Origin of the sequence: Shewanella sp. CAL98-MNA-CIBAN-0140, from assembly GCF_040309905.1 — a bacterium.
GTDB lineage: Bacteria > Pseudomonadota > Gammaproteobacteria > Enterobacterales > Shewanellaceae > Shewanella > Shewanella psychromarinicola.
The window spans coordinates 1-17847 of the sequence record NZ_JBEOPI010000002.1 but is presented as its reverse complement, the minus strand read 5'-3'; the positions used below and the strand labels follow the sequence as shown (position 1 = coordinate 17847).

The window sequence follows — 17847 nt, the reverse complement described above, 5'->3', positions numbered from 1 at the left end:
GCGCTAGGACATCATCATGTTATATAAATTAATTGAGATTGCCGTTGAAAAGCGGTTATTGGTTTTACTTGGCTTACTCGCGACAGTGGTGGCTTCAATATTAATGCTGCCAAAGCTAAACTTAGATGCGTTTCCAGATGTGACTAACGTGCAGGTGAGCATCAACACAGAAGCCGAGGGCTTGGCGGCTGAAGAGGTTGAGAAGCTGATCAGTTATCCGGTTGAATCAGCCATGTATGCCTTGCCTGCTGTGACTGAAGTGCGTTCATTATCGCGCACGGGTTTGTCGTTGGTGACCGTAGTGTTTGCCGAAGGTACCGACATTTACTTTGCTCGCCAGCAAGTATTTGAACAACTACAAGCGGCAAAAGAGTCTATTCCCGCAGGTGTTGGTACGCCTGAAATTGGCCCGAATACCTCTGGTTTAGGGCAAATTTATCAATACATTTTGCGCGCCGATCCCGAAACCAATATCAGTGCTTCTGAACTGCGTAGCTTAAATGACTACTTGGTGAAGTTGATATTAATGCCGGTGAGCGGCGTGACTGAGGTGTTGTCATTTGGCGGCGAAGTGTTGCAGTACCAAGTGCAAGTCGACCCCAATAAACTGCGCAGTTATGGCTTGTCGATGACCCAGGTTAGCCAAGCACTGGAAAGTAATAACCGCAATGCGGGCGGCTGGTTTATGGACCAAGGCCAAGAACAATTAGTGGTCCGTGGTTACGGTTTATTGCCAGCAGGTGACGCTGGCTTGCAAGCCATTGCCGACATTCCGTTAACCGAAATCAATGGCACGCCAATCCGCGTGGCCGATATTGCTAACGTGGTATTTGGTAGCGAAATAAGAGTGGGCGCGGTGACCATGTCTCGCAGGCAGGCATCTGCTGATACTGACTCATCATCCGATGTACAAGCATTGGGTGAGGTCGTTGCCGGCGTGGTGCTTAAGCGCATGGGCGCTAATACCAAAGCCACCATTGATGACATCAATTCACGAGTGAGTTTAATTGAACAATCCTTGCCAAAAGGCGTGTCATTTGAAGTGTTTTACGACCAGGCGGAGTTAGTTGAAAAAGCCGTGACCACGGTCATTGATGCGTTATTAATGGCATTTGGTTTTATTGTAATTATTCTGGCGCTGTTTTTGGTCAATATACGGGCGACATTGTTGGTATTGTTGTCGATCCCGGTGTCGATCGGTTTGGCGTTATTGATCATGTCTTACTATGGTATGTCGGCTAATTTAATGTCGTTGGGTGGTCTTGCGGTTGCGATTGGTATGTTGGTTGATGGCTCGGTGGTGATGGTTGAAAACATCTTTAAGCATGTCAGCGGGCAATCTGTGGCAAGTCAGCAGCAAGATGTCAACGCTAGCGATACGAGTGAGCCCAGCAGCATTGCGATTAGGATCATGCTGGCGGCAAAAGAAGTTTGCAACCCGATCTTTTTTGCCACGGCGATTATTATCGTGGTGTTTATGCCGTTATTTGCCCTTGAAGGCGTAGAAGGCAAGTTATTTCAGCCAATGGCGATCAGTATTATTTTAGCCATGATGGCGGCATTGGTGGTGGCGTTATTTGCGGTACCTGCATTAGCGGTATTCTTATTTAAACGCGGTATTGTGGTACGTCAAAGCAAAGTGCTAGCGCCCATTGATGCGGTTTATCGACGTATTCTTACGCTGGCGTTATCAAGCCCAAAATGGGTGATGATAGCCGCGGTGTGTTTGTTTGGGTTAAGCATGTTATTGCTGCCCAAGTTAGGTACTGAATTTGTGCCGGAACTCGAAGAAGGCACCATCAATTTGCGAGTCACTCTTGCGCCCACGGCAAGCTTGGCTACTTCTATCAGCATTGCGCCTAAAATTGAAGCCATGTTGCTGGAGTTTCCTGAAGTGGAATATGCCTTAAGCCGAATTGGCGCGCCAGAGCTTGGCGGCGATCCTGAACCTGTGAGTAATATTGAAATCTATATAGGTCTTAAACCGATAGAACAATGGACGTCGGCAAGTTCGCGTTATGAACTACAACGCTTGATGGAGCAACGTTTAGCAATATTCCCAGGACTGTTGCTGACTTTCTCACAGCCCATTGCCACCCGTGTCGATGAACTGTTATCAGGGGTTAAGGCGCAGTTAGCGATTAAGATATTTGGTCCAGATCTGACGATATTGTCTGAAAAAGGTCAGCGGTTAACGGACTTAGTCGCTGCCATCCCCGGGGCGGTTGATGTGTCGTTAGAGCAAGTCAGCGGTGAGGCACAATTAGTGGTTCGGCCTAAGCGCGAGGTGCTTGCTCGTTATGGCATCAGCGTCGATGAAGTGATGAGTTTAGTCACCCAAGGTATTGGGGGTGCCAGTGCAGGCCAAGTGATTGATGGTAACGCCCGTTATGACATCAACCTGCGATTAGCGAAGCAGTATCGTAATGCCCCAGATGCGATTGAAGACTTGTTACTCAGTGGTGCTAATGGCGCGATTGTGAGGCTGGGGGATCTCGCCGATGTGGTGACCGAAATGGCGCCGCCGAATATTCGCCGTGATGACGTGCAACGCCGAGTCGTGGTGCAAGCTAACGTGGCGGGGCGCGATATGGGTTCGGTCGTCAGCGATATTTATGCCATAGTGCCGCAAGCTGAATTGCCCCCTGGATATACCGTGGTGGTGGGCGGTCAGTATGAAAATCAACAACGGGCACAACAAAAACTCATGTTGGTGGTGCCAATTTCCATCGCACTGATTGCGTTATTGCTGTATTTCTCGTTTGGTTCAATCAAACAAGTTACCTTGATTATGGCTAATGTGCCGTTAGCATTAATTGGCGGCGTGGTGGCCTTGTATGCCACTGGCACTTATTTGTCGGTACCCAGTTCAATTGGTTTTATTACCTTATTTGGCGTTGCTGTGCTCAATGGTGTGGTGCTGGTGGACTCGATTAATCAGCGCAGACAATCAATGGATGAAAGCCTATATAACAGTGTGTATGAAGGCACTGTTGGGCGATTACGTCCGGTGTTAATGACCGCGTTAACCTCTGCATTAGGGTTAATTCCAATCTTGATATCGTCCGGCGTTGGCAGTGAAATCCAACAACCATTAGCGATAGTGATCATCGGCGGCTTATTTAGCTCAACAGCCTTGACCTTACTGGTGTTGCCGACGGTGTATCAATGGTTGTATCGAGACAAGGTTTTAGTTAACCCGAGTTGAGGCTAACGAAATAAAACCTCATTAGCTCAATAAACCCAAAAGCCTAATCATCTGATTAGGCTTTTTTAAACCTTAAACCTTAAACCTTAAACCTTAAACCTTAGGCAGTTTAGGCGGTTTAGGTGGTTTAGGCTTTAAGTTGAGCTTGAGTTTATTGGCTAACGGCTCGATAGCTGCACCTTGAACTATGACCGAAATCAGTACAATGAAAAATACCATGTGGATCATTTCACGTGATCCCTCAACGCCGGCAGCGGCTGGAATAAGCGCAAACACGATTGGGGTGGCGCCTTTGAGGCCGATCATCGACACAAACAAGCGCTTGCGCCAATTAACTTGTTTAAAAGGCAGGTAACACAACTGTACTGCTAAAGGGCGTGCCACTAAAATCAACAAGATTGCGGGCAATAAAGACACCATCAACACAGGCAATAATTTTTGTGGGAATATCTGTAAGCCTAAAATGATAAACATCAACGATTGTGCTAACCAAGATATGCCATTGAAGAAATGTTTACTGACTTCAGCGCCTTTCTTCAAATAGTTGCCTATTATTACCCCTGCAATATACACAGCAATCAGTTCATTACCGCCCAAGATTTCGGTACTCGATACTGTGATGGCAAAGGTTGCCAAAATAAATACCGGAATAAGCCCAAATTCTGGCAACTTGATGCGATTAAGTGCCCAAACGGCCATCTTACCCATTATTAGTCCTACTACCACCCCAACACCAATTTGCTGAACTAGGCTAGAGAGTATTGACAATGTAGTGGGTGCACCGTTGGCACTATTGATAATATAGTCGGTTAACATGACAACCATCAGTAGGGCGACGGGGTCATTGGTAGCAGATTCGAATTCTAAAATAGTGCCAGTGCCATGTTTTAATTTAAGCTTTTTGGATTCTAAAATAGAAAATACTGCCGCAGCATCAGTCGATGACACTACCGCTGCAAACAGCATGCAAGTGATGAGGTTAAAATCGAGTAACGCATTCAAGATAAAGCCAAAAATAACCGTTGTAAAGATCACTCCAGCGGTGGATAACATGCCGCCTTCTTTCCAAGAAAATTGAATGTGTTTCATTGGGGTATTCAGCCCACCCACAAACACTATGGTGTTTAACGCTAGGGTACCGATAAGCGAGGTAAGCTTCAGGTCGTCGTATACAAAACCAAATTCACCATTACCAAAAGCAAGGCCTACGCCCATGAAAATGAGAAGCGAGGGTAAGCCTAATGTTTTAGAAGGATGATGGAGCAAAATGCCAATAGCAATAAGAATGGAGATCCCTAAAATAATAATATCAGATGGCATATAGGCACTCCTTGGCTAGTTTAAATTGCACTAAATGGCTATTTTAGCATTAAATTAGCCTAAACTCGTTTTATGAGTATTTATTAATATTAATTCATATCCCATCAGTGGGTTGCAATAAAGACCATGCATTATTGGCTTGTGGAAATAGAGATATAAACAGGATGAGTCTGTTTGTTTTAGCTTTAATCATAATGGATAGATCGTTTACTCGCGCAATAATAGCAGTCTAACAACATTTTTATTACATTTTAAACTGCTAATATCAGTTCATAAAAGTACATAGTGGAAACATCATGGCCATATTCATTAGTGTTTGGGGCGTTATTACCTGTGGTGTTGGGCTGTTTATGCTGCTTAAGCCCCAAGGTTTTGCTGATGCTATTGTTCTATTTAGTCGCCAAGATTATTTTCATTATGTCGAAATCATTTCTCGGTTAGTGATTGGCGCAGCATTGTTACTCGATGCGCGTAATACCTTATATCCGTTAGTGTTTGAAGTAATAGCTAAGATTTTGTTTGTAGTCGCTATTATTTTAGTTTTTATGACTGAAAAACACCATAAAACATTTGCGTTATGGGCTGTAAAACATTGCCTTAGTTGGTTTAGACCAGCAGGATTTTGCGCCTTAATATTGGGTCTTTGGACGTTATACGTCAGTATCGATTAAAGACTCAGCTTTGTTGTATAGGCAGTGAAACCGTTATTTTGGCTAATTTGTTAAAATTTTATGTCAAGCTAAACTCCCCTTAAGCCGCAGCACCATTGGACTTGCATATTTCTGTAATGTTAATGAAATGTGAGTGTCATGTTTACGCAGTCTTTTTGTCATTTTTGCAGGTTAGTTTGTAATCCAACCAACTTACTCACACGCTTACATCCGTCTTCGGAGATGACAATGGAACTGAAAAACATTTTTAAACTTACTGCACTTGCTACCGCCCTTGCTGCAACATTAGGGCTTGCTGGTTGTGGTGGTGATATTAATATCAATGCGGGTAGCGATACCGTTACCCCTACTACGCCAACAACTCCAACAACGCCAACTCAGACAGATCAAGAAAAATCATACAGTGGCTTTGCAACTAAAAGCACCACAATGACAGCCGTTGATGGTAAAGAAGTTTGGGTATTAAAAGGTACGTTAGCCCCTTCAACAGCAGCATCAACCATTACCACCGGTGGCCAAGATGGCGACAAAATAGTGTTAGGTAATGATGTTGTATGGCAGCTTGATGGCGCGGTGATTGCCGGTGGCGATAATGCCAATGCAGTTGAGTTATCGATATTACCTGGCACCAAAATCTTAGGTGGCAGCGATTCTTATTTAGTGATTAGCCGTGGTTCAACAATTATGGCTGATGGTACTGCAGCTGCACCTATCGTATTTACGTCTGTTGAGACGGCTTTAGGCCAAGAAGGTAAAGCGGGTCAGTGGGGTGGTTTAGTGTTATTGGGTAATGCGCCAGTAAACACCTGCCCAGATTTAACCAATTGTTCAGCGTCTTTTGAAGTGGGTAACCACAGCTATGGCGGTAATGACACCGAAGACAATTCAGGTTCAATCAAGTATGTACGCGTTGAGTTTGGTGGTTTCAAAATCAATGACACCCAAGAAATGAACGGTATTAGTTTTGCCGGTGTGGGTGCGGGTACTGAAATTGACCACGTACAAGTTCACATGAATAACGATGACGGTTTTGAATTCTGGGGCGGTAATGTTTCAGTAACAAATATCGTACTAACAGAAAACTTTGATGACTCGTTAGATTGGACTAACGGTTGGCAAGGTAGCGCGCAGCACGTTTATATCCGTCAAGCTGACAATGCTTCTAACCGTGGTATTGAAGCTGACAGTAACAGTGATGCCAGCGCTGTACCTATGTCAAAACCAGTGTTAGCCAACTTTACTATTCAGGTTGCTAATGGCACCAACAGTGGTGGTGACGATGCGGAAGGTATTTTATTCCGTAAAGGCACTGGCGTGAATACTTATAACATTCTTGTTAAAGGTGACGTTGATTCTGGCGAATGTTTAGAGGTTAACGACGACAATACCGTTAACAACGCCAACACCGCTGAATTGACCATGCAAAACAGCTTAATTGACTGTGTTGAACCGTTTAAAAATGCTAAGGCAGATGCTGCTGAAGGCCGTACTTTAGCGCTAGATGTTGAAGCCTGGTACACAGGGCAAGACGATAACTTAGTTGCCGCAGCTGATTTAACCGATTACATGCCTAATTCATCATCTGTTGCCTTAACGGCTGGTAAGGCTGATTTGGCTAACCTTGATGCGCGTTTAGTTAATGCTAACTATATTGGCGCGTTTGATGGATCTAATGATTGGACTAAAGGCTGGACTACAGCTATTCATGACGATGTGACGCCAACGCCAACAGCATTACCAGTATTAACCTCTTGTCCAGTAGGCACAACAGCTTCAGCAGCGGCAACAGGGTTATATAAAGATGCATCAATCACGTTAATTTGTACCCTTGAAGGCAATGTTTTAAGCAACACGACGCTTCTCGCTGGCCAAAACGTAATGTACAAAATTGATGGCGGTGCGGTAGTCGTCGGTGGTGATAACACCACGCCTGCAACATTGGCTATTCAAGCGGGTACTAAGCTATTCGCGACATCTAACAGCTTTATCGCAGTGAGTCGTGGCTCAAAAATTATGGCTCAAGGTAGTGCAACTCACCCAATTGAAATGACCTCTGAAGAAGATGTTATTGCGGGTGCAAGTGGCGAACGTGGTCAATGGGGTGGTTTGGTTATTCTAGGTAATGGTTTAACCAATACCTGTCCTGATCATAATGCTTGTTCAGCGTCGTTTGAAGTCGGTGACTTTCCATACGGTGGTAACAACAACGCTGATAACAGCGGTCAAATCAGCTACGTAGTGATTAAGTATGCTGGCTTTAAAGTGAATGATACTCAAGAAATGAACGGTATCTCATTTGCAGCAGTGGGCAGCGGAACTCAAGTAGACCATATTCAAATTCACGCTAACGGCGACGACGGTGTTGAGTTTTGGGGTGGTGCAGTTAACTTGAAATATGTGTACTTAACAGCCAACTTCGATGACAGCTTAGATTGGACTAACGGTTGGACAGGTAAAGCACAGTTTGTGTATATCACTCACGAAGACGGTAATGCTAACCGTGGTATCGAAGGTGATAGCCATAAAGGTGCTACGGATACTCCAGTGTCAGCGCCTAAATTAGCTAACTTCACTATTTTACCGGGTACAGATATTGCTAACGCAAGTGGCGATAAAGGTGAAGGTATCTTACTACGTGTGGCTACTGCTGGTGAGTTATACAACGTGTTAGTTCAAGGTCGTAAAGGCAGCACTGCTGAAACTGAGTCTGGCGAATGTTTAGAGTTAGATGGCTCTTACGCTGGTTTAGTCGACAACGTAAACAGCAAAACGCTGACGATGTCTCATTCAATTATCGACTGTAACGAGCCCTTTAAGTACAGCTCTGATAATGCAGCAACAGCAGACGCTGTCAATGTTGAAACCTGGTTCATGGGCCAAGAAGGTAACTCAACAGCTGCAGTGACTCTCACCGACGGTATGCCAGCAGCTACAGATACAACGCTACTTGGCAAAGGTAAAGACTTAAGCACAGATGATAGCTTCTTCGAATCAACCAACTTTATTGGTGCATTCGATGGCCAGAATGACTGGCGTCAAGGTTGGGCTTACTTTCCACAGTAATCACCTCGATAACATTAATCTGTGACCTATTAATAGCCGCCCGCAAGGGCGGTTATCTCTGAACCGCATACAGGATAGTTAAGTATGAAAACCAAGCCGAGTTTTACCGTTAATAAGTTAAGTCTTGCCATTATCTCTGTGATTTCTGCGGCGGCACTATTAACAGCTACCCCCGTATACTCGCAAGAACCAGCGCCTGCGCGCGATCCTGGTGAAGTGATCCCAATTGAACCGATAGAAGTGATTTCAGTTACCGGGCGTTTACGCAGCTCTGCATCAGAAGCAACTGAAGAACGTCGTGAACAAATTGCTGTAGCTGATATTATGGGCTCAGAACAAATTTCAAGAACCGGTGACAGTGATGCAGCCGCAGCGCTTCGTCGTGTGACAGGTTTAACCTTAAAAGATGGCAAATTCATTTATGTTCGTGGTTTAGGTGAGCGTTATTCAAGTACCTCACTGAATGGCGCGACAGTGCCGTCACCGGATCCAACCCGTAACGTGGTGCCTTTAGATATGTTTCCTGCATCGATCATTGAATCGTTATCGGTGCAAAAGTCAGCCTCTGCCAATTCTCCAGCCGCATTTGGTGGCGGACATGTGGATATTCGGACTAAATCTATTCCAGCAGATTTCTTTTTTAAAGCCTCTGTGGGCGGTCGTTATAACACCAATGATTCAGATGACAGCTTCACCTATAATGGTGGTGGCGATGATTGGACCGGCCAAGACGATGGCACTCGCAGCATGCCAAGCAACATTAATAACACCATTAATCAATATGGTGGAATTAGCCCAATTGATATCGTCAGCAATTCTAATGGCGCTATAAGTTACCCCGCAGCACAACAAGTTAACCGCGAATTGGCACTAGACATGTATCGCGATATGACGGTACAAAGTCAAAGTACTGATCCTGCAATGCGCGGTGATATCGCCATTGGTGATCGTTGGGACATTACTGACGACATCATCTTTGGTGCATTATCAGCGGTGTCGTACAAGCAGCAAGCCGAAAACTACACTAAACGCGAAGTTGAACTGGATGGTGATAGCAGCCAAGTACAAGTTGAAAACCAAAAAGACATCGTCGGCACCGACTCGATTGTGCAAGTGTCTGGCATGCTGAACTTAGGCTTAGAAATTGGTTACAACCATAAAATCGAAACCTTCACCACTTATCTGCAAGACACCTCTGATGATGTGTCTATAGGGCTTGAAGAAACCATCGATACTCTGGGTGAGCCTAATGCATTGCAAGTTTATGCTATTGATTACGAGGAACGTTCGTTAATCAGTAACCAAATAAAAGGTCATCATTTTATTGAGCTGTTAAATGATGCTGAAGTGAACTGGAAGTTTTCTGATGCCCGCTCAGAGCGTTATGCTCCTAATGAAGTGTCGTACACCTATAATGTGATTTTAGATGAAAACAACCAGTTATTGTCACGTAACCTCAACACTCAAGATGCGCCAAAGTATGTCTACAGCCGCTTAGAAGATGACAGCCAAAACTATGCCTGGGACTTTACTTACCCAATCAATTTAGACGGCGCATTGGTTAAACTGACAACCGGTTATGAATACTTTGAGCGTACCCGTGAAAGCTATGCCACCCGTTTAGGTTTTGATGTCGATTTAAGTCCAACTGATGCTAACGGTGGCATTTTAGCGAGTGACTTTAATGATATTTTTTCGGATAAAAACATTACCGACAATACCTTAGGACTAGAGCTGAAAGACGCGTCAACCGACACTGAAGACTACATTGCTGCAGAGAAAAACGATGCCGCCTTTGTGAGCATGGACATCGACTTTGATGATGTTTGGCGCGTATATGCTGGTATTCGCTACGAAGATTTTCGCCGCGTGACTTTACCTATCGACCCTGATGGTGAAATTTCAGATGAAGGCGGGCGTTACGACTTGACTGATTATGTGATTGCTGAAGATGGTTGGTTCCCGTCGTTGTCATTAACCTGGAAACAAACCGATACTACCCAATGGCGTTTAGGCGCGAGCAAAACCATAGTACGACCAGATCTGCGTGAAGTGTCGCCCGTTCGATTCCAAGATCCCGTTACCGGTTTTGATTTCTTCGGTAATCCAGAACTTAAAAGCTCCGACATTGTTAACCTCGACTTACGTTGGGAATACTACTCAGATTCGGGCAATAATTTCAGTATGGGCGCATTCTATAAGGATGTAGACGCACCGATTGAACCTATTCAACGTATTTCAGAAGCGGGGCGTCAGCTTAAATTTTATAACGCCGAGTCGGGTTATGTGTACGGTCTTGAAACCGAGTTTTTGCAAGAGCTTGAGTTTTTGGGTAGCGATGGCAGTATTTGGGAGGACTTCTTTGTCGCAGGTAACTTAACCCTAGGCGACTCAGAAATCGATATCGCTGCTAACGGCGAAATCGACCCAACCAATAACACGCGCCGCATGACCGGACATTCACAATGGGTGGCTAACTTACAGTTAAGTTACGACTCGCCAGACAGTTATCACAGTGCCACATTAGTTTATAACGTGTTTGGTGAACGCATTGCCTATGGTGGCCGTGGTGGTTTAGATGACGTATTTGAAAAGCCATTTCATAGCCTTGATTTTACCTATAGTTTCTTTCCGACAGATAGCGTTACGGTAAAAGTAAAAGCGAAAAATATCTTAGGTGAAACCACTGAATACGAACAGCAAGATCTTCAAGTGTACGCTAAAGACCCTGGCACAGAGTTCACTTTGCAATTTAGCTATGAGTATTAATAGGTTTAATCGTTACGTGTAATAGTGTGTTCAGAGTCACGTATAAAAGAGTACTTGTTTTTAGCGATTTTTATTCATCATTTCAATCGCTAAAAATGTGCATGGCCACTTTCTTCGGAACAAAGAAAGTGGCCTTTTTTTGTTTAAGCATATTATGAAATTTATGCCGGTAATGCGCTTATATACATCCAAAAGAGCAGGTCAACAGCATGAGTGTGCGCTTTTTACTCACAATGAATGATTTAAATATAGAATCACTTCCAATCATTCATGAAGAGAAAAAGTTATGAGCAAATGTAGTTTGAAAAATATACTGAGTCTGTTCGTAAAACGTTCGTAATCTCGCCCAGCCCAAAAGAGTCACTAATTGATAAAACCCATTCTATTGGATAATAGTAATTTGCAATCGAATGGGTAAAATAAACAGTGAGTATTTTTAAGTAAAATCGAAATTACTATTTAGCAGGGATAGCGAATGAACAATCGTTTACAGTGGCCCCGTCGTGTCATATTACTGGTTTTTTTAGCGCTTGCTTACCCTATTCTAAGTCATGGAGTTGATATGTTTGGTTGGTTTAAAAAAAAGGAAGTCTTTTTAAGCTCAGAAGTTAATGGTGTTATTACCAAAAATGGTAATCCAGTGGCTAATTTAGAGGTGACGCGTTCATTAATGTATATTGATGAAAAAGATCATCTTGATGTGGCTATTACCGATAGTAAGGGTCATTTCCATTTTCCTCAAAAAAGCATTCGTTCATCTATTCCTAATAGACTTTTCTCTGAAGACAGAGTGTCACAACAGATTACTGTAGTTTACGATAATGAGCTGCTAGCAATATGGTCTGCTAACCATATTGGTATTGAGGAAGTGCCAGAGTTTTCTAAAAAGCTATCTTTTATGAATTGTGAATTGACCGATAAGCGTGTGAGTTTTCAATTTAACAATACCAATAACGAACATCTTGATCATATGGCTTCAAGCATCTGCCGCTGGGGTGAGGATTATACTCCCGTATTAGTTTATGATGGTGACAAGGAATATATTGTTGAAGATGGTGATTTTAATAAACTAACGGATCGTTTTACCGGCAAGGAAGTCGAATTATGAGTAACACAATTTCACCTAGCACAGCAGCTAGTATAGCCTCAAGAGTATATGATACTAGGAAAAATAAAAGTTTTCAGAGTGACTTTCATCTTGATTTTATTAAAAATTTTAAAATAACTAATAGTCAGATCCAAGGCGTTAGTGGTGGCTTAGTTAACCAACTCTTGAATCGCAGTACTGGCTTTGCATTAACGGCACAAGGGATCTCGCCACAATTTAAACAGCATCATATTATTAGTGTTCGTGGCACTGTTTTTACGTCATTTGCTGACTGGTTAACTAATGGCAATATTGCTATAACAGTTGGGCCTAAAAGTCTTGAAGTACACTCAGGATTTGAAAAAGCTTTTAGCAGTATGCAGTCTGAATTTAATGATTATGTAGCACTGCATAAACCTCATTGTTTACATGTTGTGGGTCATAGTTTGGGTGGGGCTATTGCGCAATTAACAGCGCTTTGGGCAAGTGAGAAAGGGATTGACACCAAGTTATATACCTTTGGTGCGCCAAGGGTTGTTACTGAGAGATTTGTTCACCAAGCATCTACTAATATCGAGCATTATCGTGTTACGCATGGTGCGGACCCTGTACCAGCAGTTCCGGTATGGCCCTTTAGTCATACTGTCGGTGAGTACCAAACAGCAATGAACAGTGGATCTTTTTTCTCGATTGGTGCGCATTCTATGGAAAAAGCCACACCTGGTTATGTCAATACCGTTGCATCATATAAGAGCTATAGCGCGATGAATAGAGCTCTTAAAACGCTTAACCATAAGCATACGGTACTAAAATATGATCAACGTCATAATGCATCATTCTCTCAACGCTGGCAGCAAATCATTACCGATGCTTTAATCACTCTTTTGAAAAAAACAGGTCAGTATGCATTAATTGTCGCCCAAGCCTCTTTAAGTCATGGTTTGCAGTTTTATGACATATTAGCTCGCTGCCTGCATGGTATCGTTGTTAAGTCAACTGATGAAATAGCTGAGGAGTTAAGAGGTTTATTAGGTCACATGCTAGTTTTTGCTGGAAATAGAATACAAACGGTTAAAGAAATGAGTGTGAAGTTTATTCGCTGGGTTTTAGGCTTGATGATAAAAACACTATATACAACCGCAAAACAAGCTATTGAGCTGGTATCTTAAACCTAGATTGACGATGAAATTCTCAGTGAATAGATTAGTGGCCGAGTGCTCTGCGGCCTCAACGGCTGACGTGAGTCGTGGCGTTGAGGCTACACCAGATCAAAGGGGCAAAGCGTTTGTATCCCTTTTAAAATCCTCTGCACCCCAGACTAAAAATGCTGAAAAGCGCATATTTTCGATGGGGAACTATCCCGCTTTAAAGCGTATCTGTAGTCAGCTCCGGCCATTGTCGTCTAATACAACAGTACCTCATGGTTCCGACGGGCCGCCCTTGGCCTAATGAAAGCTAGCGCAGCATACATGCCAAACTCACGGAATTTTCTCGATATCCTCAATTCATATGGATCATGTAAAAAAACTAAAACTACTCACCTATGGATTTATTTCAATATTTTTGCTTTTACAATTTGCTATAAATGAAGCTAAATCGAAGAGACAAAATTTCAGGTGCAGATAAGTCAGCGAGTATCAAAAATATGAGTATCGTGGGAAATAAGGTTATAACCGTCGTGATATTATTATCGCGATAAAAAATCAAGATAATTATGAGCTTGCGTTAGGCAATAGAGAATGTATTTCATTCGATAATGAAGATAGCGGTGTTTAATCAAACTGAAACAATTGCAGTTATGTAAATGTTAAGATCTGAAATCTACTCAAAGGAGAGGTTGTTTTGGAAATCAGTCCACTATGGTTGCAAAGTAAAATGAAGATATTATCGTTTTTATTCTTTATCTTAACTACCTCATCTTCACAAATTTCAGCTGATGAGTACTTAGATTTTGGTATGAATTTATTGGGTGAGAAATTTACAGCCTTTGAAGTCAAACATAATAAATGTTTAATCATGTCAAAAAAGAATCAATTATCTGATAGCAGCATTGCCACTCTAAAACAGTTACCCATTTCAGTTGGTGAGGCTTTAGGCTATTTACATCTTAAAGCGATACGGATGTGCGTGGGTGATGAATACACTGAGTTACTCCAAGTGTTTCTAGATTTAGAAAATGAAAATAAGACAGAACAGAATACTTTTGTCACTCAAGAAATAGATAAAATCAAATTGTTAATTTTTTCTACTTCGGAGTTAAGAGCTCAGAAGCAATATGATTCTTTACCTGTTGAGTACAAAAATAAACTACAGCTAGTGGAAGGTATTCATCAGCCATTTGATATGATCAATGCATTTGAGCGAGCGTGGTTATAATTAATTAGTAATCTTTATAAAGTCGATTAACATAGGTTAATCGATTTTTTATCTTTTTAGTAATAGTCTCTGATGTTGTTAGAATACACCTACCTTTTGCAAGCTGCAGTCCGAGTTAATAACCATTATGTTTAACCGTCTTTCTCTATTTTTGTATTTAATCTTAGCTATATCGATCAGCGCATGCGCCATGCCACTGGGGATGACACAAGCGGGTAGCATTACCGCCCCGTCTATTGACGAAGCCAGCGGTTTGGCGGTATCGAGGCTCAACGACAATATATTGTGGCTACATAACGACAGTGGTGACACCGCAAGAATTTTTGCCATTGATACCCAAGGTCATCAGTTGGCGACAGTTAACATTACAGGCGTTAAGAATAACGATTGGGAAGACATCGCCTCGTTCGTTTACCAAGGTGAATCGTATTTATTGATCGCCGATGTGGGTGATAACCAAGCGAAACGATCGCAATATCAGCTACATCTGATCAAAGAGCCTGATTTAAGCCAACTGAATGGCCAAAAAACACTGTCGGCTAAACCCGTTTGGAGCATGACATTTACCTACCCAGATGGTGCACACGATTGTGAATCTGTAGCCGTTGATGTGGCTAAGCAAAAAATACTGTTACTGAGCAAACGCGATAAATTACCAATATTATTCGAGTTGCCATTAATTGCTCCAGCTTTAGGACAAAGTGCTTCCAACAATTCATCGGTTCAAATGGTTAACAAACAAGCCAAAAAGCTGGGCGAAATCGCGCCATTACCAACCGCGATGCTCGATTATGCCAGTATCTATACTTGGGCCGGTTTTGCCGGAAAGCCCACCGCAATTGATATCTCCGCGGATGGTTTATCGGCTGTAGTATTAACCTACACTCACGCGTTCTATTTTACCCAATCACAGCCTGGCGATTGGTTAACGCTGTTTTCTACAGCGCCACAAGAGATTGCTCTGCCAGCGATAAAACAAGCTGAAGCGGTTAGTTTTAGCCAAGAGGGTAGCAGCATTTTTATTACATCAGAGATGCTGCCAGCGCCTTTGTATAAAATGGATTTGAAGGGTTTTCATACTCAATAGTAGGTTTTTTTCTTTATTTTTTAGATATGGCCTGCGGCCACTAAGGTCGTGGCGCTTCACCCACACCAGACCAAGAGGAAACCAACGGCTGTTTCCTCTTTACTTTTTATTCAAAGAATTGGCCCAGCCGCCACATCAACATTATCCCAATGTGATTTAAGCAATAGAAGCGATAATTTCGCGACGTGGTACGATCCAGCTTGTGACTTCGTTTGTAGACTGCTTCGGCCCATCTTGCAGTAAAGAGTGAAAATGCTAACGCTTCCGATGGGGATCTGATGTGAATGGATTCACGAATGTTGTGGTGGCATGGTCAATAATGTTCCCGACATCAAATGACATTCCCCATGTCCATATGGGTCAGATGCCAAAGAACGACCTTTCCCCGCGAAAGCTAGCTGGCATCTGATAGGCAGGATGCCTGAATGCCTTGGAGTATATGGATATACGTGAAAGGCCATGGTCAGCTCACGCATTCTTTTATAAAGAGTCTTCAACGGCCTCAATTTATTGGATACTGAAGGTTTCAAAGTAAAATACGCAAAAGTCGCAAACAAAAAAATTGTTAGTTTCAGCTAATGCGATAGCTGTATTTACATTACTATTGCTTGGTTTGATATTGCAGTTTTGTGTCTTCTATCAGTTGTTGCCACTGAGGGTATTCAGCAAAGCTTTGTTGTAAGTCGCCCCAAGGGGTGAGTGCTTCGGCCATCGTCGGTGCTTTGTTTTGGCGGGTTTGGTATAAATAATAAAAGGCTGACGCTCGATAATTAGCCGCGCAATGGACTAGCACAGGGGCATCGCCATTCTGGTCCATCAGGCTAAAAAATTGCTGTAGATTTTCTGGTGTAGGCTGCTGCCAGTCCACGCTAATATTGTGATAGTTCATACCGAGTTGAGTGACGATTTGCTGCTCATTTTGTAAGGCGTTTGGGTTGTCATTGGGAATGAGATTAATCACCGTTTTGATACCAGCTTGAGCGAGTTGTGCAAATTGTTGCTCTGTGGGTAAACCTGCAGTAATCACTTGCTGGTTATTAAATTTAACTGCTTTTATGTCGCCAAGTGTGTTGGTGTCAATATTCGCCATGCTGCCTGTACTGTTCACATCGGCACTATTCACTTCCGAGCTATTCACTTCCGAACTATTCACACCCGAACTAAATACTCCCGCACTAAAAAAGAAACAACACATTAATATGCTGGTGGACAGCAGGTTATAACGTTGCAGTATATTCATGTAATCCCCTTGGTTTGTGTGATACCTAATAACGTATGACGTATTTTCGCTAAGCTCAAGTTAAGCATACTATTGTTAAGTTTTCATATAAAAGTTACGTGTTGAAAGTTACATTCCGCACAGGCCAAACCCACCGTCGTTCAGGTAATGTTGTTGAGCCGGAATCCAGCGCTATTCTTTGTATTTATGGCCTGCGGCCACTAACGTCGTGGCGCGTCGCCCACACCAGACCAAGAGGAAACCAACGGCTGTTCCCTCTTGGATCTCCCAGCCGCCCCGCAACATTTTCAAACAGCGAAAAGGTCGCCATGGGGTCAAGTTTAACTTTGACCTGCATTTGTGTCTGCTTCAGCCTTATTCGAAAATGCTATCGCTTCCGATGGTACATCCTGTACCGCGAAAGCTAGCCAGACATCCATGTCTGGACCCACGTCATTTTCTTCAACGACCTCAATTCATGGAACCCTGAAAATGTTAAACCAAGCATCATAATGAGATTCTGTGATGAATGGTAAAAATCGGCTGAATGACTAAAAAATACATCTTAAAAGGTGTAATTAGAACAATCGATTAGCAGAAAGATTGTACAAAAAATAACTACCGCAAAAAAGAAAATTCCGATAGCATGTTATGTTAATAGTTACCGATTAATATGGATGTGGCATCGGCCAAGTCCAACAAGCAATTTATACTTTGCAAATAGTGCAACTTATTAGAGGTTTTATGTTTAGTTTCAATCCCCGAGGAGAAAATCTCAGAGCCTTAGAGCAAAACATATTAAAGTTTAGAGCTTTTGAAATGGTAATGATTTTATTCTATGTTGAAGAAATAAAATCTATTGCATTAAGGACTATCAAGGTTACTGATAAGTGGAATAATTTACTGTCAAATAAGGAAGAACGATTTCCTGATAACACAAAAAAAATATATAAAAAACTTTGGAAGTTATTAGGGGCTGTTGATCTTTGTTTGAATTTTGTGCGAAGAAGGTAATCTCGTATAATTCACTTCGCCAAAAACAAATAC

Annotated in this window: 11 protein-coding genes; 9 read left to right on the top strand and 2 right to left on the bottom strand. The window is 42.6% G+C overall.

Annotated features, from left to right (window positions below; all coding sequences use genetic code 11):
• Positions 1-16: 16 nt before the first annotated feature.
• Positions 17-3208, top strand: coding sequence for an efflux RND transporter permease subunit (locus AAEY93_RS01215; protein WP_124012578.1), 3192 nt, complete (start codon positions 17-19; stop codon positions 3206-3208).
• A gap of 93 nt (positions 3209-3301) precedes the next feature.
• Here the strand turns inward: AAEY93_RS01215 and AAEY93_RS01210 are convergent, their stop codons facing one another.
• Entirely contained in the window at positions 3302-4528 is a 1227-nt protein-coding gene (locus AAEY93_RS01210) for a potassium/proton antiporter (protein WP_124012577.1), read from the bottom strand.
• A 296-nt stretch (positions 4529-4824) separates the two neighbouring features.
• Between AAEY93_RS01210 and AAEY93_RS01205 the strand changes: the two genes are divergently transcribed.
• The 7 genes from AAEY93_RS01205 (at position 4825) to AAEY93_RS01175 (ending at position 15581) form a co-directional block, all read left to right on the top strand.
• Positions 4825-5199 carry a hypothetical protein gene (locus AAEY93_RS01205; protein ID WP_101033957.1) on the top strand — a complete coding sequence of 125 codons (375 nt, stop codon included), beginning with the start codon at positions 4825-4827 and terminating at the stop codon, positions 5197-5199.
• Positions 5200-5427: 228 nt separating this feature from the next.
• Positions 5428-8262, top strand: coding sequence for a beta-helix domain-containing protein (locus tag AAEY93_RS01200; RefSeq protein ID WP_351074522.1), 2835 nt, complete (start codon positions 5428-5430; stop codon positions 8260-8262).
• Between the two features lie 84 nt (positions 8263-8346).
• Positions 8347-11031, top strand: a complete 2685-nt coding sequence (locus tag AAEY93_RS01195; protein ID WP_351074520.1) for a TonB-dependent receptor domain-containing protein — start codon at positions 8347-8349, stop codon at positions 11029-11031.
• Positions 11032-11506: 475 nt separating this feature from the next.
• Entirely contained in the window at positions 11507-12139 is a 633-nt protein-coding gene (locus AAEY93_RS01190; RefSeq protein ID WP_351074518.1) for a DUF6795 domain-containing protein, read from the top strand.
• On the top strand, positions 12136-13287 hold the full coding sequence (locus AAEY93_RS01185) for a lipase family protein (RefSeq protein WP_101085091.1): 1152 nt from the start codon (positions 12136-12138) through the stop codon (positions 13285-13287). Before AAEY93_RS01190 ends, AAEY93_RS01185 begins: the two co-directional genes overlap by 4 nt.
• 673 nt (positions 13288-13960) lie before the next feature.
• Positions 13961-14494, top strand: a complete 534-nt coding sequence (locus AAEY93_RS01180; protein WP_351074516.1) for a hypothetical protein — start codon at positions 13961-13963, stop codon at positions 14492-14494.
• Between the two features lie 127 nt (positions 14495-14621).
• Positions 14622-15581: a hypothetical protein gene (locus AAEY93_RS01175; RefSeq protein WP_351074514.1), complete on the top strand. Its 960-nt coding sequence runs from the start codon at positions 14622-14624 to the stop codon at positions 15579-15581.
• Positions 15582-16182: 601 nt separating this feature from the next.
• Here the strand turns inward: AAEY93_RS01175 and AAEY93_RS01170 are convergent.
• Positions 16183-16821 carry a protein tyrosine phosphatase family protein gene (locus AAEY93_RS01170; RefSeq protein WP_124012570.1) on the bottom strand — a complete coding sequence of 213 codons (639 nt, stop codon included), beginning with the start codon at positions 16819-16821 and terminating at the stop codon, positions 16183-16185.
• Between the two features lie 723 nt (positions 16822-17544).
• Between AAEY93_RS01170 and AAEY93_RS01165 the strand changes: the two genes are divergently transcribed.
• Positions 17545-17814 (top strand): hypothetical protein, encoded by a 270-nt coding sequence (locus AAEY93_RS01165; RefSeq protein WP_351074512.1) that lies wholly within the window; start codon positions 17545-17547, stop codon positions 17812-17814.
• The last annotated feature ends 33 nt before the right edge of the window (positions 17815-17847 follow it).